The organism is Bacillus sp. RC240 (assembly GCF_044907945.1).
GTDB lineage: Bacteria > Bacillota > Bacilli > Bacillales > Bacillaceae_G > Bacillus_A > Bacillus_A mycoides.
Window position 1 is genome coordinate 1 of sequence record NZ_JBIYCT010000006.1, and the last position, 21,236, is coordinate 21,236.

The following is a 21,236-nucleotide window of genomic DNA, read 5'->3' on the forward strand; positions in this document are numbered from 1 at the left end:
GTTCCCTCTTCAATTCACCTGAAAGTGTGATAGCACCAGCAAATAGACGAGAGATTAATGTCGGTTGGCGTAAGCTAAAACGTTTGCTACTATAGCTGATAGTAAAATTAAAATTGGACTCTTTTTAAAAATAAATTGAAACCGACTGTTATAAAAAGGTTTAAGTCCATCCAATTCTAGTCTTTTTTAAAACGTTAAATGTTATATACTGTAACTTAAAATTCATTAATATAAATTTTTAAAACGCGCTTCAATTTTATCTGGCGTCATTACCCCGCCACCAATAGGGATTATTTGATTATCCTTTTGTAAAAGTAATGAAGGATAACTATTAACACCAAGCTGTCGAACTTTATTGAATTCATTTTGGACATCTATTATTGTTTCTTGAGCGTTTAAGCGTTCTAATACTTGTTCTGGGTCCAAACCATGCTCGATTGCAATCTTACGATATGTTTCAGGATCACTCAGACTTTGGCCCTCATAATAAAACGCTTTTTGCATAGCCGAAGTGAATTCTAACAAACGGTCTGGTGCTAATGAGCGTAAAGCTGAAAAGCCAATTGCAGCATCTTTCGAATTCATTTTAAAAGTACCTTCTTCAACCAATTTTTGATATGAAGGACCGAATTCTGCACCTGTAAGTTGATTAATTCTTTTATTTCCCTCTTCTATATATGAGAATTTTTTCATTGGTAAATTATCTAAAAATAACCCTCCACATAAAACCGTTAATGGCACTTCAGTGTGGTTTTTGTAAAATCCTTTAATACTTTCTGAAAAGCCATAGCACCATCCGCAATATGCGTCCCATACGTAAATAAGGTTATCTTGTTTTGTCTCCATTTAAATCTCCTACCTTTATTTTTATTATCTAGCTCAGCTAACTTTTTGGTTTATATAAGTACATCTTTTTATACCTTGTTCTTTTTGGGATACCTTACTATATTCCCCAAAAACTAATATTTCAAAAGAAAGATTAACCAAGGTTTTTAACAAAAGATTACGTTGCACATTATTGCCCGGTATCAGAAAATACTAAAGTTGGGATTATGCATTAAATTGAATGCATTAGTAACTTTCTACACCGGGTGGCAACGTGTGGACCACCATCCTTAATTAAATATATAAATCATATTTTTATTTTAAGCAGATATTAGTTGTAACTAATCCGATTACAACCTTATGTAACCATATTAGTTACAACTATAGTAGAAGTCAATTCTTTTTTCACAAAAACAATAAATTTCTACCCTAACGCTTTTAGAATTCTATTATTAAAAACTGGCTTCTTGGTCTTAAATTTGTTAAAAAGCTTAGTAATTCCCTAAAAACATCACTAGTAAATATGGAACAACAAATTCAAGATAATTTACAAAACAAATAATATAAGTACCTCTTTCATGACTTACCGACAGAGTACCAGTTCTAGTACATAGTTTTTTTCAAAGCATTACTTTTACTATTTGGGGATTTATGCTTTTCTTAGCTTGATTGCTGTATAATGATAATAAAGTTATTGAATTTTGATTATTAAAAGCTAAGAGCCTTACTACATTCTACGTAGCAAGGCTCTTTAAAGTTGTTTCAAATTACATCCATCTGTTTATATAATACTTAAAAAATGAATAATAAAGTTGTTTACTTCTTATTGAACTAACGCATCTGTTCGTTTAAGTGTAACTCTTCACAATTACTTGATATTATATAGGTGAATAGAAAGATAAATTAAAATTTAGTTTCGTAGTTGTAAAAGGAGGTTATTTATATTATTCTCTTATAAATTTCCAAAAAGGAGGGTTTATGAAAAAAATTATTGTTTTTGTATTAACGATATTTATATTATTCTCAGGATTCGCAACACAAAGTTATGCGTTGTCAGATTCGCAATCTGCGGCAATACAAGCGTTGCTAGATGATGCCTGTCGTATATCAGGTGTGCCGGGAATGTCAATCTCAATACTTGCTGATGGTGAAGTGTTCTACTTTTCTTCTGGGTATGCAGATATTGAAAAGGGCCTGTCTGCAAGTGAAAATACACTCTATGAGTTGGCCTCGGTGAGTAAAGCTTTTACTGGTATGGGGATTTTGCTATTGGAAGAGCAAGGGCTGCTATCAATGACTGACCCTATCCAAAAATATTTACCTTGGTTTACGTTAAAGTATCAAGGTAAACCTGTTGATATGCAAAACCTTACACTAAATAACTTTCTTCACCATACCAGCGGCCTAACAAATATTAGACATCTTCAAAATATTCCACAAGGTAATACGCCTGATATGTTGCAAAAGACTGTGGAAACGCTGGTAGATGCAGAATTGGCGTTCTCTCCCGGTGAACAATATAACTATGGAACCGTTAATTATGACGTATTGGGTTTGGTTATTGAGATTGTATCACGACAAAGCTATGAAGACTTTATGAAGGAACAGGTATTTCTACCCTTAGGTCTTCACCAGACGTATGTTTATAAAGAAGATGCTCAAGCCACTGGACAGTTAGCACAGGGCTACCGTTCTTCCTTTTTTATAACAACTCCATTTAACGCTCCGGATTATGCTGGGAATAAACCTGCCGGCTATATCATTTCTAATACAAAAGATATGGCGCGTTGGATGGGCATACAGATGGGTATCGTGCAGGACATACCCGAAATATTTCACAGGGCCATCAAAAAATCACATAGAGGTGATATGTCTGTTTCGGCTGTCAATGATATGTATTATGCGGCAGGTTGGTCGGTAAACGCCGAACAAACGTTTATAGAACACACTGGGGGTAATCCAAATTTTAGTACCAAAGTAGCCATACTGCCAAATGAAAGAACAGCCATCTGCTTACTGAGCAACGGCGCAAATACCAATATAAACCTGGTACTACAAGTTAAAAATATATTAAACGGCAATCTAACTCAGTCATATGAGATAAGTGGCACACAGCTTTTGGACATCATTTTGTCGTCTACCACAATTATTCTTTGCCTATTAGCCGTTCTGTTATTTTTCTTAGGATCAAGAAAAAGGAAAACGAATGAGCAGCAGCCAATGACAAAAAAGAGAACAATCGTAACAATTATTTTCCTAATCGCTACGATTGCCCAGTGTATAATGTTTTTTGCCTTCGATTGGTCAACGATACTTATTTGGCAAACATATAGTGTTCTTACAGCTTTAATTTCGTCAACATTATTAACAGCAAGCATTACATGGTTTGTATACACTCACCGATTAGATGCCTCGGTCCGAAAATAAGTATAATATTAAGTAAATAAATCCTAATTTATCGATATTCTTAATTTAAAAAACAGAAGACACCTCGGTGTCTTCTTTAATGTCATCGACACTTCTCCTAGTTAAACCCACTTGCTATTTCTTTCACTAACCTGCCTCGTTAGTAGAAGAAGGATTTTTAAACAACTATATTATTTTTTAAATGACTTTATTGTAAATTAAACAACTTTATTATTTCTGCACAATTGCAGCGTGGGGATTTCCTTATTCAATGTATATGGATACCCTTAAAAATACAAAAGCAAAAAAAGAGAGTCGTTATTTACTCTCTTAAACGCTCTACGACTTTTGACTATTTTTTTCTTCTATTTATAAATTAAATGTTAGTTTTACAAAACATTCAAAATGTTAAACTTACAAAAGCCATTAATATCATGCGCAAATGCTGATATCAATGGCTTTTGGTATAGATATGTTGTAATCATTCTTTTAAATTATTAAAAGGCATAAGCTCAGTTTTACTTTTTACCAGTATTATGCTCTTAAATTTATCTTTCTTGTCCATCTGTTTGATTGGCTTGGAACTCCATTTTTAGCGCAATACTATCCCCTTGGAACACGTTTTGATCTGTTCCGTTGTCTTCAAATATAAACTTTATCCAAAACCAATCCATTTTCCTAGGTTTTAATCCTCCTGTTTCAGTCCACTTAGAATGAAATACTTTTTTGGAGGCAATCTCTGGGCTTTGTGATTTTAGTTCTGCAAGAGTTGTTTCGTATACAGGGCTTTTTGCAGGATCCCAATCCCAAAGAAATTGTACTTTAATATGTTTACCTAAATCTTCTGTAGTGTTATTTTGTTTTAAATCGTTTACAGTATAGTCTATTTTCATCATGATATCTTTAATATCTAATGTACCACTATTTGTTAAATTGAATTTCTTTAATATTTTGTCCCCAGGTTTTAAATTTTCTAAGTTAAGTGAAGTAGTTGGTTGCATAGCTAAATCCAATGTACCTGCAGCAAATGAATTATTTGTCACCACTTGATCGCTAAAATATGCATATGTTCCCCCACCAATTAAAGATAAACCCAGAGCAGCTGAAACCACTCCAACACCTAATTTCTTTTTCAATGACATTTTTTGTTCCTCCCATATCATTTTTATAATCTTTCTCCCTAATCAACCGAAAAGGTCCCCTTAATACAGATATACCATGAATTGTTAAAAAATTATATTAAAAGCATTAAATTCCTTATTGAGAAAATTATGTTATTATCTATCTTCTGTAAATGAAACGTCCCAAAACTAGAAAAATTGGATTTATAATGATCAAAACCTATGCCAAAAACGAATTAATATTAACTGCCCTTTATAATTAGAATTATGTATTTCTTCAGGAGTATTCTAACACTTCAAAAGGTACACTTTTTGGGAGTATAACTAAGCTACTAAAATCCCCTTTTCAAAAAGTATAAAAAATATTTCTGGTACACTTCAAAATTTACGTATACCTTTTGATTTTTTCTAAAAATGTATCATTTACATCTACTATTAAATACTACCCCAAAGTTCCGACAAAACTATCAATAACCAAGTCTCAAATTCCCCTGGAGCTGAGCAGTTAGTTTATTCTAACTGCTCTTTTTCTTTTTATCGTCACCTTTATTGCACCTCCATATGTTGTATAGAGATATCTCCTTTTAAATTGTCATTGGTGCCTCTTTCAAGTCCTAATGCACATCTTAAAAAGAGCACTTTACAAAAGTGCTCTTTTTACTTTGCAAGCCAATGAACCTATAATGAAGTGAGATTTTAACTTATGAATAATTTATGGAATCCTTTCCAATAATACGAATAGATTGGTAACAGCCAATCTGTATCCATAATGAATCTCTGATTTTCTTGAATTCTCCCTGAGGCAAGGTAGCTATTTTTTAGCTACCTTCTTGTATGAACTGCAAATATATACACATACTATTAACGGAATGCTTGAATCATTGTCATTGAAAATGTTCAGCACTTCCGCTCCTTAAGAGAACAGTCTACGCAACTGTTCTCTTTCTTATTTTATTTTTTTATAAATATAAAATCACAAGGCATAATTAACTCCTCAACGATTAATAGCATTGCAACATTCTCAACGTTTCCTCAATATTCCCTCAATATTTTTCATGGACAATAGCACACTTTCTTCTTCCCCCGAGATGCACCCCTAGTGAAAACAAATAAACAAAATTTCGTTAACCTGGTATGTAAAGGTACTTATACAAATCAATCATTAATACGTTCGCAGTATTGACCAGTCAGACATTTCAATTCACCCCAATATTCACCCTAGCATGCATTTCTCATTGTAAATAAAAAAAACGGCGAATCCTCCATGTAAGAGAATCCGCCATCACAAGTAACTAATTATTTCATATCTATTTTTTCTTTTGCTTTCGTTGGGAGCTCGTCTCTCTTCACTTCCTCCCCAAACTGTTGCACCTTTTTCCGTATACACGTAGGAGTGCTTCTTTACGAAGATTCAAATTGTACCGCTTGTATCATTTCACTGTTTACAAAATACAGTTAGGATCAAAATGCTTCCACTTGAACAACTTTTTTGTTTCCATACCAATTACAAGCCTTTGTAGAGTAGCAGTATCGGTATGTCCAAGTTTAATAATTTTTTTGTACCAGAACATTCGGTTCAACTGTTCTCATCACTACCATATCTTTATCAGTGATTATCTTCATCGTTTAATCTTAAATTATACTTTTTTCATAATATATGCAGAAGAAATATAACCTACTAGTTTTTGATCTGCAGTTTTAACTGGATACCATACAAACTGATTGCTACTATCTACAGATTCATCATATGCAGCGTTTCCTTGAATAATCAAGTTCGTATTTTTACTTAACGGTTTCCCACTTGAAGCGGAAGTAGGTTTAGATCTTAAATTTACTCCATCTCTTGTTACAAGTACTTGATCACCTGTTTTTAGGTGATAGATAGAAGAATATGGATTTGTTAGTATGTACTCCTTCTTTTTAAATACAATATTTTTACTCGTGTTAGGATCATATTCGAAATCAGCTGTACTGAAAGGAAACTGCCCCAATTTTGTATCATTTAAAAAACTGTATTGTTCTAGAATAGAAAACACTTTTTCTTGGTAAGCATTTAAATTTTTTTGACCGGTAGCTTTATACAAAGGACTGTTTGCAGGCTTTGTTCCATTATAAGCCATAACAGAGAAGTACCAGTTTTCGATTACTTCTGGTCCAGCAGCCTTTACCTTAGGAAGATCTGTTCGCTGATACATACTACGAAGAACTTTAACACCTGCTTCAATATTATAATTAATATCATATTTTAACTTTTGTTGATCGAACTGAGGTTGATTGGTAATTTGCATAATCCCAATTCCACCATCTTGCGCTATGATTGGCTGGCCGTTTCCATCAAATTGTTTCCATCCACTTTCTTGTGTAGCTACTGCTTTTACAACCTCAGGAGGAACATTTTCTTTTAATGCTGCGTTCGTTAGTAGGCAATTTATGTGCTGACGAGAGGGATTTTGGTTCGGCTTAATTTCACCATATGGCTCACACGTAGATGCAGCAGAGACATCTTCATAGGACCAACAAAATATCATGAAGCAAGCCAATATCCCTATTCTTAGTAATTGTACTTTCATTCTAGTATTCTCCAATCTATTTAATAATTTATAGTTATACACATTTTATCATAATATATTTCTAATATTCTATATTTTAAGAACCCATAGGGTCAATTACGAGAGTGGTAATGGGACACCACGGTCTTGCACGTCAGCGATAGCAGAAATGGACTTCGCCTTTGGTAGCAAGAATCCTACTAACGTTAGTCAACTTGCCTATTTAGGGATAGGAGTTTCACTTTAAATAATGCGTTCTGAGACACTACTCTTCTTCTAAAATAGCGTAATAATATTCATCCCACCATTCATTCCCATGTGGTATACACTTTCTGAAATAGCCTTCTCTTCTCATTCCAATCTTCTCCATCACTCGGTATGATGGGATATTTTGTGGCTGACATGTAGCTATTATCCTATGTAATTTCATTTCCTTAAAGCCATATTTTAATGTAGCTTGTGCTGCTTCAGAAGCATATCCTTTATTGAAGTATTTTGAATTGAACACCCAACCAATCTCATAAGTATGCTCACCAAAATATTTATGAAAAACTATATGACCAATTAGGATATCTTCATCTATTAATACCACAGGAAAGTTCTTAGCGTTCTTACCAATGTTTTCATTCACAAAGTTCCTTGTATCTTCTTCAGTAAAAACCCCTTCAGGTATGTATTCCATAACATTGATATCTGATGTATACTCATGGACAGCTTGCCAATCTTTAAACTCAAATTTCCGTATTACTAACCTTTCTGCTTTTACAAACATGTACTTTTTCCCCCTCAAAAAATTGTAATTATATTTTAAATCCACATATAACCCTTAAAACAAAAAGAACCTGTAGGAATCTCTACAAGTTCTTTTTAGTTTAAGATGAATATACGGGGCAAACAAACTATCTTACAGATTCATCATAGAAACTACAGGGGTAATGCTTTGACAAATACATTATATAACAAATATTAACATCCATAGATTTTAATTTCGAAAATTATGTGAATTAAGAAAAAACTAGTTTTTTTCTTAGATATTCTTATTAAAAGCTGACGGTATCATTATATTTAATTCCACAACTTATTTAGAAGAGCTATGTACATTTCGAAGAAGTTCTTCAATAAGTTTTGTTTTTTCATTTACCTTTGTGGCATATGTGAAATCACCATAACAATATGGATACCTAAAATTATTTTTATTTCCACCACAAGTATACATCGCTGGATTTTGATCAACTTTCATCTTAGAAAACTTTTTGGCCGAATCCTCCGAGTGTTGTTTAACTTCTTGACTAGCAATAAAATCAATATACCCTGGCCCCATATTATAGCTTTGAATAATTGTATCCATGCTAACATCCTTGTCCGTTCCATATTTGTACATTTTAGCAAAGTGCTTTACCCCTTGTTCAATGCTCAAGCTTGTCTCTTGAATTTCATTTGGCTTTAATCCAAGTGATTCAGAAGACTGCATAGGATCGTTTCCCTCACCTCTACTCTCTTGATACATAATTCCTAATAAAACTGCTGTTTTTTCTCCTAAATTATATTTTTCTAATTCTTTTTTCAAGGTAGACTCATATTGCAATACACGTTTTTCTGTGGCTAGCGCTTTATTTTGTTGAATATTGGTTTTATGATTAAAATATAGCATTCCAAGTATTGTTCCTAAACCTAAAATACTAATAAGGAACACTTTTATAATTTGGTTTTTACTTATATCCTTCATATATTACTCCTCGTATAAGAAATTCAATTTCCCAAAGATAATTGGTTATTTACAAACTATGTAATGAACATCTATCTCCCACACTTTTTTAGAATCAAACATCAATACTTTAAGGTTTTAAGTTTAATATAAAAATTTAAAGATAAGGTAAAGATAAGATAAAGATAAGATAAAGGGCATTTTTTAGCGTACTTTAGAAGATATTGGTACAAAGTGATATGTGGGACAACTTGTTGATATGAATGGATTTAGTGATAATTGAGAGGTTATCGTACAAGTTATTAATTTTGGAGATATCATTCCAGAAGATTTACCCTATCTTTTCAATATGCTTTATATAAAAAACTAAAACATAACATATAATAAAAAACGGCGAACCCTCTACGTAGGAGAATCCACCATCACAAATAACTGATTATTTCACACCTAGTTTTTCTTTTGCTTTCTTAGGGAGCTCGTCTTCCTGCACTTCCTCCCAAGCTGTTACACCTTTTTTCTCTGAGTGATATACACGTAGGAATGCTTCTTTACGAAGATTCTTTTGTGCCATAAATTCTAACTCTTTTTCTTTACCTTCCTTATCAAAACCCGATAATGTATATTCATACTCCTTTCCCATCACTTTACCATCCATAGATTTTGAAACTCCCTCTTTTCCATCCATTGTAATTTGAACGTAATATTCATCTTTACCCATACGATTGATATCACATCCAACTAGTAAACTTGCAAATACAACTAAAAGGCTTAAAAGTGCCATATATTTTTTCATATTGTTCACCTCATTGATTTCTATGATACTGTAATCTTAATCTGTGTTCGTTTGAAGAGAAATTCAAAAACATTACGTCAACATTACATTTTCGAAAGATAACAAAATTACCTATATCAATGTTTATAAATGAGATATTCGCTTAACCATTAAAAATTATTTAAACAATTACTTTTTTTATTTTTTTTACTATTTCATAACTTGCTTCAAATTCACTCTTCGCATTTATTGCCTTTTAACAATCATCACACATGACTTAATACTTTATTGAAAGAAAAAAAGCTCTGCACTATGCAGGCTTTCTTTATGATTTCACTACTAAATTATTCATAAAACTCTCTATAGAATTCGCCTGGAATATACGGAAATAAGGAGATTGAACGTCGTAATATTTGTCGGTAATGATAAGAATTGAAGGAAAGAATTTAGAAGTTTTCGGTTGCCAATATTCATTATGCCATTCTTGACTATGGAAGTATAACTCATATCTGTTTATCTTATCTTGCATTATCTTTTTACTGTACACTGACTTTTGAACTTCAATAAAGAATGGCGACCTACGCCATATAGTAAAAGCATCCGGCTCCATATATTCCTTCCCATACTTTGGTTCCACTTTGAATAACTTAGGATTTTCATACTGAACAAGTTGTTTGTATACGTCCACAATACCAAGAAAATGAGGGATTTTTTGACTCGTCTTTCTGATAGAACTAGGTTGCGGAAAATAAATGTATGGGTGTTGCAATACGTTAGCATCAACATGACCGTCTCTTCTTAATCGTTTCATAACCGTATTACAGCAGGTTATCGCATTCTTTAAGCCTGGAAAATGCAAGTCAATAATATCGTCTCGGGACATGCATCTAAATTGCTTCAAATCATTCAGAATTCCTTTATCTCTACTCTTCATCATCTAACACCCCAAATAACGGAATTTCTTCTTGCGATGAATTCTTGAGTATCTTCTCCTCTTTAGACATGCGATATGGTTCAACAATTTTTTTCGCCTTACTTAATTCTAAATAAGGAGCTTGCACTTTCTTTAATCCATTTCGTTTAAAAATCATTTGGCCAGATTGCTCTAGATGCTCTGAACCAGGAGTACCCATGATATTACTATTAATTACACTATCACATTTAAAGCCCATTCTTACAGTCATATTAAGTTTTAACTTACCATCTAACACCTTGGCATCTGGCCTCTGCATACTAAGCAAAAGAAAAACTCCAAGTGATCGCCCGACTGCTGAAATCTTTTCAATCGTAGACATACACTCTTTTTCATCTTTAAGCATAGCCACTTCATCAATAGCAAGTAGGATATATGGCTTTTGATGATTTGGATTTAATTTGTTGTACGCATCAATATGATCAACTTCATATTCTTCCATAAGTTTTCTTCGTTCCCTGATTTCCTTCCATAACTTTTGAAGCATTATTTTCATTTCGATTTCTTCCATACAAACTTCTTTTACATGCTTCACTCTACGCAAAAAATGAAATTCAGAGTTTTTTAAGTCACCAAGGTACAAATGTAACTTTTCAGGAGACATATATTGAATAAGTGTGGATAATACAACACGTACCATACTACTTTTCCCGCTTCCCGTTTCTCCTGCAATTAATAAGTGCGGTGAATTGGAATCAATCATATCGTACGCTATCATTTTTCCGAATTGGTCCCTGCCGACCACAACAGGTAAACGGTAATCTTTTAATAGTGGCTTCCATTCTTTATAACAATAATTGTATGATTTTAGTCCAGCATTTGAACGAAATACATGTAGGACAAATTTTTTCACATTACCTTCAATCGTAATATTTCGTCCTAATATTTGTTGGAAACAAAACCACTTCTTTTCAATCTTCTGTGGATCTAATCCGTTTGGTATGGTAAATACATATCTCACGCTTTCTTTTGAAGAAGAAATATTATGTACCTTTGGATAAATAGGCACTTTTCCCCCGCGTGTTTGATGTTCCGTATATAAACCTGCTTTTCCAAACACCTCCATAAGCTGATTCCTTAACCTTTTCGTACGAAGCCACTCCTTTATCATCCCCATTACTCCCTTCCCTCCTTAAAACATGATTACAATACGAACAAATACATATCCAATCAAGCAAACTCCACCAATTCGCGTTCCGTGATAAATACCTTCACTTACAAATTTAGCTGCTGATATATAGTCATGTCGCACCAAGTATTTTTCTAACATGACTGCTCCGATTAAAATCGTTCCCATAACTCCTAATGCAATGTAAGTATGTAATACCTGATCCGACATATGAAGGAATGCGAAAGGACTTAATGAATTGTATTTACGTATTTTTTTTTCTTTATCTTTGTATGACCGATCCATACACTCGCGAAAGGGAATTGTTTCTTTACTAGCACACATTTAAATGCCCTCCTCTATAAACAGAATGAAATTACTAGATGAAATATAGGGTTTCTACACTTATTACCTTGATAACGTTACTTTGATAGGTAACATGATAAGTACTTTGATAGTACAAAGGCTAGCTGGTGTGGTAGCTACTTTGATAGCGACCTTGATACATCATATTGTGGATAGCTTGTACATTATTAACACTTTTGTTTAAAAAAAATGAGCTTTGGCAAAAATAATATTAAACAAGTATAAAAGAATGGGAGTGTAAAAGGTGTTCGGATTAGGAAAACCTTTATCAAAGTTCGGAAAATTTCTTAAGAAGAATGAAATTACTCAAACGGAATTAAAAGAATGGAGCGGAGTAAACCAGAATACAATTAGTCGCATTTCACGATCTAATGGGAATAGGCCATCATTAGGTAATGGCCAAAAGATAATTAGATCTTTGAAAAGAAAAGGCTACCATGTAGACTTTGAAGATTTTTGGATGTAAGAATCAGCCACAATTTATTGAGCTGATTCTTTTTTTGCATGCATCCCTATCTTATTTTAGTTCTTTGTATTTTCCTGGTTCTTCTGAGTCTTGTCCCACTTCAATTTTGCCAGTATGGGGATTTTTCCAATGCAAATACGTGTACCATCTATCTGGTTCATCTTTAAATATTTATTTATATCCAGCAATTTCCACTTTTGACTATAATGATGAGATAGACACACTAATATATTTTTATTTTTTTACAAAAACCCCTTCATAAAAGAACGTACATTCGTGTATAATAAGAACGGATGTTCTTATTATTAAGGAGGCGTAAAGGTGTATGACTACTCAATTTTGCCAAATCGAATTGTTTTATGTGTAGATCTTCGTAGCTTTTATGCAAGCGTGTCCTGTATCAAGATGGGCTTAGACCCACTGCATACCAAATTAGCTGTAGTAGGAGACGTAAACAGGAGTGGTTCCATTGTTTTAGCTGCAACACCACCACTAAAGGCATTAGGTGTTAAGAAAATGGCAAGGTTGTACGGAATACCACAACGCAAAGACATTCTTGTGGTAAACCCAATCATGGGCACTTATATAAAATGCTCAAATTACATAACAAAATTAGCTTTACAATACGTTCCGATTGAGGATTTCCACCAATACAGCATCGATGAATTCTTTATGGATATTACAAATAGTATCCATCTGTTTGCGAATGAGCCATATGAATTCGCGTTGAAATTCAAACGTGAAATATATGAAAAAACAAGAATTGAATGCACGATTGGGATTGGGCCTAATCCTTTAATGAGTAAGATTGCTTTAGATGTGGAAGCGAAGAAGACAAAAGACTGCATCGCATATTGGAAGTACGAAGATATACCCATAAAATTATGGCCGATACGACCACTTAGTAAGTTTTGGGGGATTTCGAGTAAAACAGAAGTAAAGTTAAATCGAAAAGGAATATATTCAATCGGAGATTTAGCGCAATACCCGCTCAAATACTTAAAACAAAGTTTTGGGGTTATTGGCGAAGAATTACACTTACATAGCAACGGCATTGATTTTAGCCGCATTGCAGAAAAATACATACCAGCAACAACTTCAATTGGTAAAAGCCAAATACTCATGCGTGATTACACAATAGAAGAATTTCCGATTATCCTTCTGGAACATATCGAGGAAGTTTGTTATCGGATGAGAAGACAAAACAAACTAGCTCAAATAATCCATTTTTCCATTGGTTACAGTAAAAATTACGCTGGTGGTTTCAGAAAAACTCACACTATGAACCGACCAACTAATTTAACAATGGATATCTATCATATTTGTACATATTTTTTACATAAGTTTTATACCGGGGAACCAATTAGATCTATCAATGTTTCTTTAACCAACTTAATCAATGAAGGTGAAGAACAAATATCTCTTTTTGACAATGTAATACAACGAGAAAAAGAAATGAAATTAACGAAGGTAATGGATGAAATACGCACTAAGTTTGGTAAGAACAGCATATTAAGAGGAATTTCTTATACAAATAGTGCTACAGCAAGATACAGAAACACATTGTTAGGAGGACACAAATCATGAACAACGCTAATATGCCAAAGGGAAGAGGAATGGTGAAATGGACGCCATTTGCTGCAATAACAGAACAATTTGATGGTATACGTGAGATTATTAAGGAAAAGAATAAAGTAGCACGTCCAATCTTAACTTCTGAAGAAAAAGAACTTATCGAGAACATGTTATTATGCTCATTACTATCTGAAGAAGAGGTGTTGATTACATATTACGAAGATGGCTATTTGCTTACTAACTATATGACCGTAACTGATATTGATCCATTGAATTGTTCTATACTATGTACAGATGCTTTTTATAACAGAATTAATCTTAAATTCATGGATATTATTGATGTAAAATAAAAGAATTCCATGCTAAGTATAAATGTTAAATGTGATGATTGCGCTCCCCCCTTGAAATAAATGAATTCGAAGCTAAGGATATGAAACTATATTTTAAAGATATAATAAATGAAACTTGAGTCAAAAATATCTTATAGTAAAAGAGACTCCATTATAGAGTCTCTTTTGCTAGTATACTCATATGGAAGTATCTACTTTAAAATGAAAATAAAGTTGTTTAATTTTTGATAAAAAATATTTCACCAAACGAAAAAATAACAATAAAGTCGTTGAAAATCTAAGTTTTATTTCAAACCCACAGAAAGAACATTATCAGAGCGGTTTTGATATAGATGTAAAACTACTATATTTCCAAAGAACGTGTATAAATTGTGACAAACAAAAGATATAGTGTTAATAGCAATAATATTAATACACAAATAAAATACACGATAGAAATACGCTTTCTATTCTCTTTCCAATTACGTATGCTGGAAATTATAAAACTTACTATCACCATGCAACAAATTCCTACCAAAAACACCAATACATACTCGTGAATAATAACACCACAAATTAAAAATACAACTGCTAATATTGCTAATAGTGAATGTATTACACGCAAAAATAACCTCTCCTTATCTCATTGGAAACTCCGCTAATATATTATTATTTAGCAAACAGATGGTTTCCAATTTGTGCAACGGTTTGACGTGTTGTAATCCATTTGTCAGTCGATGTTTGAGGATTATAGAAATAAAGCCAATCAGAATTTGTTCCTTTTGAAGTGAGAGCCTCTTCTACTGCCATTCTTGCTTCCTGTGTAGCAGGCTGATTAATTCTACCGTCTGTAACAGGAGTAAATGCATAACCATTTTTAATGGGTTCATAAATTACGTCTGTAATTGTATTTGGAAAACCATTTGCGTTAGCACGATTTAATACTACCTTTGCAACTGCAACCTTTCCTTCATACGGTTCTCCTCCTGCTTCTGCATTCACTAATCGAGCCATTAAATCAACTTCTTGTAATGGAATACCAGTATCAATCTTTAAGTGCTGACCGACAAAAATTTGATTTCCGTCTACGTTATTGTTTTGTTTAATAAACTGTATTGAAACCTTATATTGTTGTGAAATAGAACTTAATGTATCCCCGCTTTTCACTTGGTAAATTGCTTGATATGTATTAGTTGAATCTGTTGAATTATTTTTTTGAACATATTCGTTTGTAGTTGATGAACTTGGAATGGTTACGTTTTCTCCAATATTAATTTGATCATTAGCTTTGCTATTAGCTTGTTTAATTAATTGTACGGACACTCCATATTGTTTACTTATTGCTTCTAGAGTATCATTCTTTTGAACCGTATAATCTGTTGAAGCCGCAGCTCCTACTGGATTTGATACTATTGTAATCATTGCAGCAGATAATGGTAGCCAGGTTTTCACCTTACATAACTTCATTCAAAAAAGCCTCCTAAAAATTATTAAGTACTCTTAATATGTTTAAGTTAAAAACAAATCAAGCTATTTATAGCGTAACAAAACATTGAATTCAAGTCATTGAATTTGTATTTCTATATAATAATTGAGTTGCCTATGATATTGAAATTGAAATTGAAATTGAATTATTATAGTTATGTTTCAAAAGAATCGGACAATCTAATTTTCAAACTAAATATGGTGAAAGTAGAGGCTTACTTCAATTGCTTAATAGTTTCTTTCCTAAGAACTGTTTCTATATGCTATACTGACTCCTAATTACTTGTAGAAGGAATGATAAAAATAAAGGTTTTGTTATCCATTATTTTGTTTAGTTCTCCTTCAATTAAGTATCTTTCTTTACATTATATTGACTGTCAATCATTATATTTGAGATAATAAATATAATGATATAAATAATGCCATGGAGGTTTACAACATGAAAAACATAATGGAACTCCTCAACAATCCATATATTAAATATCCATTAATTGTGATTTCAGCTATAGCTATAATAAAAACAGGTTATGATTTAGGTTCCTTTATTACAAAGTTAAAATATTTTTAAATCGTAAAAAGGCAATTGACTTTTTTAACAAAAGATCAATTGCCTTAAATGATATAGAAAAAGCACTGCTGAAACCTTCAGCAATGCTTTCCCATTAACCGTACTATGATAATGAACGTCTAATTTTTTCTACTCATGAGTTCTGTATACTCACATATATTTATTTTAGATTTAAGATACGTTCTATTTCCTTCACACTCAACTTACTTGCTTTTGCAATAGTTTCAAGCGGTACACCAATTTCATACATCCCTCGAATCATCTGCATCTTACCTTGCTCAATTCCTTTTTCCATGCCCTCTTGTTCTGCATGCGCTAACTTAGCTTGTTCATCTAGAAGTAATTTCTCTCGAGCTTCATATGCTGTTCGGAAAGAAGAATCATGGCTCATATTTTCCCATTTATTTATTGCCTTTTGTAAAATTGGATCTTGATTCATCGCAATCTCCTCCAATGTTTGAGTTAAATGTTCATCTTCATGTGCTGGTAATAATAACATCCAACGAACAAATGTATTTTCCCATGGATTCACTTTTTCTTCACGCCATTGTTTTACCAATTTCGGTATCTCTACAAAATGGATTTCAATGTCGTCACTTAAGAGTTGCTGCATTTTAATATTCCATAATTGTCCGATGGTATGAAATGCATCATCCTGAGAAAATAAAATAAAATCTAGTAAGTTAATGGTAATAGTTTTCCGAAGTGAACGATATGGCATTCCTTCTTGCATTTGGGATGTATAAAGTTTACTCCAGTAATATAAAGATCGCTTTACCATATCATGTGTATTTCGAAGCTGAATTTCAATATTTACTTGCGTTCCATTATCTAGCGTTGCTAATAAGTCTAAAATCGATAACTTATCATCTTCATAAGATTTATGGAGATGTGGATCATCTAATTGTAGCGAAGTAATAGGTGCATCTAAAGATTCCTCTAAAATTGCATTTAGGAAACCCGTTAAAATTTCCTCATTTCCTTTTGTTCCAAATAACTGTTTAAAAGCAAAATCAATGCGTAAATTTACTAATTTAGTGGACATGGATTTCCTCTCCCTGTCTATATCATCTCTTATTACTATTGTACATAAAAATAGGTAGCACATGCAAACAGGCTCTTATGTTATCAGCTTGCCTAAGCCCATAAAAACTTGTAATTCCGACAAAAAACGATTGCAAATAACATCGTTTTACGCCACAACCTTTATTATTCGTCTATTCCTTGATCACATTATTATCAAACTAAAACCTACTTTGCTAAGTGGCGGGTAGTTCACAGCTCCAATAATTCCTTTATTTTTCTGCTAACGTAATGAAACTAGATATACCGCAAACAAAAGTTGAGTTATGAATATCGATTCATTGCTAAAGCAACAAAGAGCCGCTTCAGCATATTTACCTGAAGCAGCTCTTGTTATCTCAAAAATGGTAATGGTGCTTGCTGAATCCCGTTTTGAGTTGAAATATAAAAAGATTTTGCGAATCCCTCACTGTGAATACATTCGTCTATTACGAGCATGATAGGAATTTTACGTAAGTCTAACATTAGCTCCTTTCTAACATGTTCTGCTAAAGCGAGATTAGATATAGATAAAATAAAAATACCTGGTAAACTCTTCGTATTTTCGAAGTTCAATAAATTATTTGGTCCATTTTGAATTTGATCTTCCCAAATTTTCAATCGCGATTTTAAATGTTGTGCATATCGTTGGCCTTGTTGTACTCTTTCAAATATAAAGTTTTGATTTCCGATTGGAGTTTTAATTTCTCCGACAGCAATTGGATTATACCCAGTACCAGTACCTTGTAGCTTCGGATACCAGCACCAGTTTTTTAATAATTGTTGGCCTACTGCAAACTCATATTTTATTTGATTCATAGTGACAAATCTTTGTACGCCTGCCACCCCAAGTTTTAACCACTGTTCTGGCTTTAAAGAATAGCTTGTATTACGCTTATGATAAGCCCACATCATCATATGACCGGCAGTATTTAAAGTGATTGGAGCAGAGGTTTTGGGCTGATCCGGAAATAGCCCCGATTTTATCTCCCATCGACTAATAAATCCATACAGTACCAGCTTTTTCAGCGATTCTGAAACCTGTGACCTACTAATTTTAGATTCCACAAAATTTTTAATTTGAGCTTCAGTAATCGCTAATGAATCCCAAATAAGCTTTAGTATTAAATTGTCTTTTTCATTTATAAAACCTGAATTAATTCTGTCATATATACTACGTAAATCTGTGAGTGGTTTAAATTTATCTGGAAGAATTGGTCCCCCCTGTAAAGAGGGGTCATCCCAAAGTGATAACGATTCGTCCCTATTAAGCCAATATTGAACCGCCTTTCCATTCTCTTGTACGGAAACCTGCGGCGCACTCATTAGTTATATAAAAACGCCGTTGGATCGTTAACTTTTTTGCGTCCAAATGGAAACTTAAAGATAACCCCCGACCCTCTCTCTTTTTCCACATCCACACTTACAATTCTCATACTTACTACGTCATCCAATACTGGCTGTTCGATTGTTTTAGGGACAATTCCTTTAATTGTGCAGCCTTGGTCCAATTCAACAAAAACTCCAAAACGCGGGTCAACATTTACAACCCTTCCTACAATTGTATCCCCTTCAGCTAATTCAGATAATAACTGATAAGGATTTTCCACGGCTGCTTTTCTAGAAACGTGGATTAGTCGCTGTTCTGGATTAAATTGTAGAACCTTAACTGGGATATGTTCACCAATTGGTGCATAGCGATCCACAGCGTTTTTATACACTCTTCCATAGTTTAGTTCATGTAATTTCATGAAGCATTCCGCACCATTAATACGTAAGAATATAGTTGGAACCTGAGCATTCATGTTATATCCAGTTACCTCAGCTTCGTAAGTAGGTTCCTGAAGTCTTTCATCTTGCTCCAATTCTATTAACTCACGAATTAAAGCATCTGCAGATCTCCTACTTGCTTCTTTTACTGAAACCTGAACTTTATTTACATCCAATTCATCAGACATTTGGGTAATTACTACATTAAAAATATTACCTGTGAATTGAGTAATACTTCTAAAAGAGTAATCAGAGAAGTCCTCTTTTTTACAAACACCTATAATCTTACCGTTTTCAAGGGCAAACTCAGCATATTCAGTATCTGGATCGTCTTTATCGTGTCTTTTAACCGTTCTCAATACCGCTTGAATTGGCTCTTTATATCTACGTAGTGCCTGTAGTTTTTCATAAGTCTTTGAATCCATAAAAATATCTCCTCTCCCTCATTCAATATTTAAAAATCCCAAAATAATACTTCTACTAGAATTATTGTTACTTTTAACTGAGAAACTAAGTTTTTTAGAAATATTCTCTAAAATTTTTAATTCTCTTTATTCTAGACCTGCCCCTTACCTTATTTATAAGAATTAATGCTAAAATAGCTATATATCTAATCATTTAAACACTGTCTACTTGAGAAGGATCACTTCACCTTTCACTCCATTATTTTTTCTTGCCCATCGACTTAAATGATCGTTTAATAACATCAAAAAAACTTAGAGAACGAACCATGTGATTTGGTTCTACATATTCTCGTATGATTCGAAGAACTTTTTTGGGGTCCTTAGAAGAAAAGCTGAAGGTCCCGTTTCTCTTCGTTTTAATCGCATAACGCGGAATCCATTTTCCCTTAAACATCACAGAGGCTATAACGTGATCTACTTCTTCCCATGGAATTTGAATAAATTTACGCGAGTCACGAGAGTTATAAAATTCAAATCCTTTATCACCAATCATAATTTCCCCATAATCCGCAAGTCCCATAAAAGAAGTGGCATCTATTACTAAATCTACCTTTGTATTAATTGACTGAATCATCAAATCCACTCCATTTCTTTTATCTTATTTATTAATTGCTTCTTTCAGCAATTAATTCAACATAAAAAGTGGCTGAATCAATACCCTCCAGCCACTTTTGTATGCAAACAATCATATATTTGCAGGCTGCAAAGGTCTCCTACAAACTACATCTCAATAATTCCTCAATAGTAAACATTGAGAATTTAGAGCATCAACACTTTCATTATAGAAGTCCAATTACATGACCAACTACCCCAACTATAAATAAAGAAAGAATAATTACAATTGGGCTAACTTTTTTCTTAAGCAACCACATACATAAGAATGTTAGAAGTAATGCAGCTAAACCAGGAATTAATTGATCTAAGTTATTTTGTAAGGTAGTTACTTTCATAGGTGAAAGTGCCATTCCTGAGTTTACTTGTTCAAAAGCTTTACGTATTCCTTCCCCGTTTAAAGGAAGCTTATCCCATTCAATATATGCACCTTTATCTAATTGAACTTTAGATATAACCGGCTGAAATTTAATCGATACCCATCGTTGTACTAAGGCAGCAAGTACGAACATCCCAAGAATTGATGCACCTTTTGTAACGTCTTGTAATAATCCACCTGAAAGGTCATCAGTGATTTTAGAGCCTGATTTATAACCAAATTCTTGTGTATACCACATAAAGCCCCAACGAATCAAGTTCCAAAATAAGAAGAAAATGATTGGTCCAAGAATATTTCCAGTCATCGCTAATGATGCACCTAAAGCACCTAACATCGGACGTAAAGTAAACCAGAATACTGGATCGCCAACACCTGCTAAAGGACCCATCATCCCAACTTTAACACCTTGAATTGCCACGTCATTAATTTCTGCACCGTTGGCACGTTCTTCTTCGAGTGCTAATGTAACTCCTAGAATCGGTGAAGCAATGTAAGGATGTGTATTAAAGAATTCTAAATGACGTTTTAACGCTGCTGTACGATCTTCTTTTGATTTATATAATTTTTTAATTGCGGGAATCATAGAGAATGCCCAACCACCATTTTGCATACGCTCATAGTTCCAGGAGCCTTGTATAAACGTAGAACGCCATGCAACGGCTAAGCGATCTTTTTTTGTTAATTGAATTTTTTCTTCCATT

20 protein-coding genes and 1 pseudogene are annotated in these 21,236 nt (G+C 33.2%); 6 read left to right on the plus strand and 15 right to left on the minus strand.

Features of this window, described 5'->3' with window-relative positions:
• Nucleotides 1-225: 225 nt before the first annotated feature.
• Nucleotides 226-846 (minus strand): DsbA family protein, encoded by a 621-nt coding sequence (locus tag ABH955_RS19160; protein ID WP_404491493.1) that lies wholly within the window; start codon nucleotides 844-846, stop codon nucleotides 226-228.
• Between the two features lie 957 nt (nucleotides 847-1,803).
• On the opposite strand from ABH955_RS19160, the gene ABH955_RS19165 reads away from it, so the two are divergent.
• Complete coding sequence (locus tag ABH955_RS19165) at nucleotides 1,804-3,252, plus strand: serine hydrolase domain-containing protein (protein ID WP_404491494.1); 1,449 nt, start codon at nucleotides 1,804-1,806, stop codon at nucleotides 3,250-3,252.
• A gap of 527 nt (nucleotides 3,253-3,779) precedes the next feature.
• Here ABH955_RS19165 and ABH955_RS19170 read toward each other — a convergent pair.
• The 4 genes from ABH955_RS19170 to ABH955_RS19185 all read right to left on the minus strand — a co-directional run bounded on the left by ABH955_RS19170 (nucleotide 3,780) and on the right by ABH955_RS19185 (nucleotide 8,627).
• Nucleotides 3,780-4,373: a TasA family protein gene (locus ABH955_RS19170; RefSeq protein WP_000053757.1), complete on the minus strand. Its 594-nt coding sequence runs from the start codon at nucleotides 4,371-4,373 to the stop codon at nucleotides 3,780-3,782.
• Nucleotides 4,374-5,989: 1,616 nt separating this feature from the next.
• The gene (locus tag ABH955_RS19175) at nucleotides 5,990-6,922 is read right to left on the minus strand and encodes a transglycosylase SLT domain-containing protein (RefSeq protein WP_098221335.1); all 933 of its coding nucleotides are present in this window, start codon (nucleotides 6,920-6,922) and stop codon (nucleotides 5,990-5,992) included.
• A 244-nt stretch (nucleotides 6,923-7,166) separates the two neighbouring features.
• Complete coding sequence (locus ABH955_RS19180; RefSeq protein ID WP_098643214.1) at nucleotides 7,167-7,673, minus strand: GNAT family N-acetyltransferase; 507 nt, start codon at nucleotides 7,671-7,673, stop codon at nucleotides 7,167-7,169.
• Between the two features lie 306 nt (nucleotides 7,674-7,979).
• Nucleotides 7,980-8,627 carry a lysozyme family protein gene (locus ABH955_RS19185; protein WP_098221333.1) on the minus strand — a complete coding sequence of 216 codons (648 nt, stop codon included), beginning with the start codon at nucleotides 8,625-8,627 and terminating at the stop codon, nucleotides 7,980-7,982.
• Nucleotides 8,628-8,844: 217 nt separating this feature from the next.
• Here ABH955_RS19185 and ABH955_RS19190 point away from each other — a divergent pair.
• Nucleotides 8,845-8,964 (plus strand): annotated as a pseudogene (locus ABH955_RS19190) (vancomycin resistance histidine kinase VanS); the annotation flags it as partial.
• Between the two features lie 78 nt (nucleotides 8,965-9,042).
• On the opposite strand, the gene ABH955_RS19195 reads toward ABH955_RS19190, so the two are convergent.
• From ABH955_RS19195 to ABH955_RS19210, 4 genes are all read right to left on the minus strand, one after another.
• Nucleotides 9,043-9,399, minus strand: a complete 357-nt coding sequence (locus ABH955_RS19195; RefSeq protein WP_000760453.1) for a YxeA family protein — start codon at nucleotides 9,397-9,399, stop codon at nucleotides 9,043-9,045.
• Nucleotides 9,400-9,703: 304 nt separating this feature from the next.
• Entirely contained in the window at nucleotides 9,704-10,279 is a 576-nt protein-coding gene (locus ABH955_RS19200) for a replication-relaxation family protein (protein WP_404491611.1), read from the minus strand.
• 22 nt (nucleotides 10,280-10,301) lie between these two features.
• Nucleotides 10,302-11,468, minus strand: a complete 1,167-nt coding sequence (locus ABH955_RS19205) for an FtsK/SpoIIIE domain-containing protein (RefSeq protein WP_404491495.1) — start codon at nucleotides 11,466-11,468, stop codon at nucleotides 10,302-10,304.
• Nucleotides 11,469-11,483: 15 nt separating this feature from the next.
• Nucleotides 11,484-11,804: a hypothetical protein gene (locus tag ABH955_RS19210; protein WP_404491497.1), complete on the minus strand. Its 321-nt coding sequence runs from the start codon at nucleotides 11,802-11,804 to the stop codon at nucleotides 11,484-11,486.
• Between the two features lie 265 nt (nucleotides 11,805-12,069).
• Between ABH955_RS19210 and ABH955_RS19215 the strand changes: the two genes are divergently transcribed.
• From ABH955_RS19215 to ABH955_RS19225, 3 genes are all read left to right on the plus strand, one after another.
• Nucleotides 12,070-12,291 carry a helix-turn-helix domain-containing protein gene (locus tag ABH955_RS19215; RefSeq protein ID WP_085313253.1) on the plus strand — a complete coding sequence of 74 codons (222 nt, stop codon included), beginning with the start codon at nucleotides 12,070-12,072 and terminating at the stop codon, nucleotides 12,289-12,291.
• A gap of 321 nt (nucleotides 12,292-12,612) precedes the next feature.
• Nucleotides 12,613-13,878 (plus strand): Y-family DNA polymerase, encoded by a 1,266-nt coding sequence (locus ABH955_RS19220; RefSeq protein ID WP_404491499.1) that lies wholly within the window; start codon nucleotides 12,613-12,615, stop codon nucleotides 13,876-13,878.
• Nucleotides 13,875-14,216: a YolD-like family protein gene (locus ABH955_RS19225; RefSeq protein WP_098221329.1), complete on the plus strand. Its 342-nt coding sequence runs from the start codon at nucleotides 13,875-13,877 to the stop codon at nucleotides 14,214-14,216. The genes ABH955_RS19220 and ABH955_RS19225 overlap by 4 nt, the downstream gene beginning before the upstream one ends.
• Nucleotides 14,217-14,864: 648 nt before the next feature.
• Here ABH955_RS19225 and ABH955_RS19230 read toward each other — a convergent pair.
• Nucleotides 14,865-15,662 carry a cell wall hydrolase gene (locus ABH955_RS19230; protein WP_404491501.1) on the minus strand — a complete coding sequence of 266 codons (798 nt, stop codon included), beginning with the start codon at nucleotides 15,660-15,662 and terminating at the stop codon, nucleotides 14,865-14,867.
• A gap of 457 nt (nucleotides 15,663-16,119) precedes the next feature.
• Between ABH955_RS19230 and ABH955_RS19235 the strand changes: the two genes are divergently transcribed.
• Nucleotides 16,120-16,248, plus strand: a complete 129-nt coding sequence (locus ABH955_RS19235) for a hypothetical protein (RefSeq protein WP_255262163.1) — start codon at nucleotides 16,120-16,122, stop codon at nucleotides 16,246-16,248.
• Nucleotides 16,249-16,408: 160 nt separating this feature from the next.
• On the opposite strand, the gene ABH955_RS19240 is transcribed toward ABH955_RS19235, so the two are convergent.
• The 5 genes from ABH955_RS19240 to ABH955_RS19260 form a co-directional block, all read right to left on the minus strand.
• Nucleotides 16,409-17,293, minus strand: coding sequence for an Rpn family recombination-promoting nuclease/putative transposase (locus ABH955_RS19240; RefSeq protein ID WP_341093795.1), 885 nt, complete (start codon nucleotides 17,291-17,293; stop codon nucleotides 16,409-16,411).
• Nucleotides 17,294-17,664: 371 nt separating this feature from the next.
• Nucleotides 17,665-18,636, minus strand: coding sequence for a hypothetical protein (locus tag ABH955_RS19245; RefSeq protein ID WP_404456883.1), 972 nt, complete (start codon nucleotides 18,634-18,636; stop codon nucleotides 17,665-17,667).
• Nucleotides 18,636-19,505 carry an RNA-binding protein gene (locus ABH955_RS19250; protein WP_404456880.1) on the minus strand — a complete coding sequence of 290 codons (870 nt, stop codon included), beginning with the start codon at nucleotides 19,503-19,505 and terminating at the stop codon, nucleotides 18,636-18,638. The genes ABH955_RS19245 and ABH955_RS19250 overlap by 1 nt, the downstream gene beginning before the upstream one ends.
• A gap of 238 nt (nucleotides 19,506-19,743) precedes the next feature.
• Nucleotides 19,744-20,118 (minus strand): DUF956 family protein, encoded by a 375-nt coding sequence (locus ABH955_RS19255; protein ID WP_377867380.1) that lies wholly within the window; start codon nucleotides 20,116-20,118, stop codon nucleotides 19,744-19,746.
• A gap of 205 nt (nucleotides 20,119-20,323) precedes the next feature.
• The gene (locus tag ABH955_RS19260; RefSeq protein WP_377867381.1) at nucleotides 20,324-21,235 is read right to left on the minus strand and encodes a PTS system mannose/fructose/sorbose family transporter subunit IID; all 912 of its coding nucleotides are present in this window, start codon (nucleotides 21,233-21,235) and stop codon (nucleotides 20,324-20,326) included.
• Nucleotide 21,236: the final 1 nt, after the last annotated feature.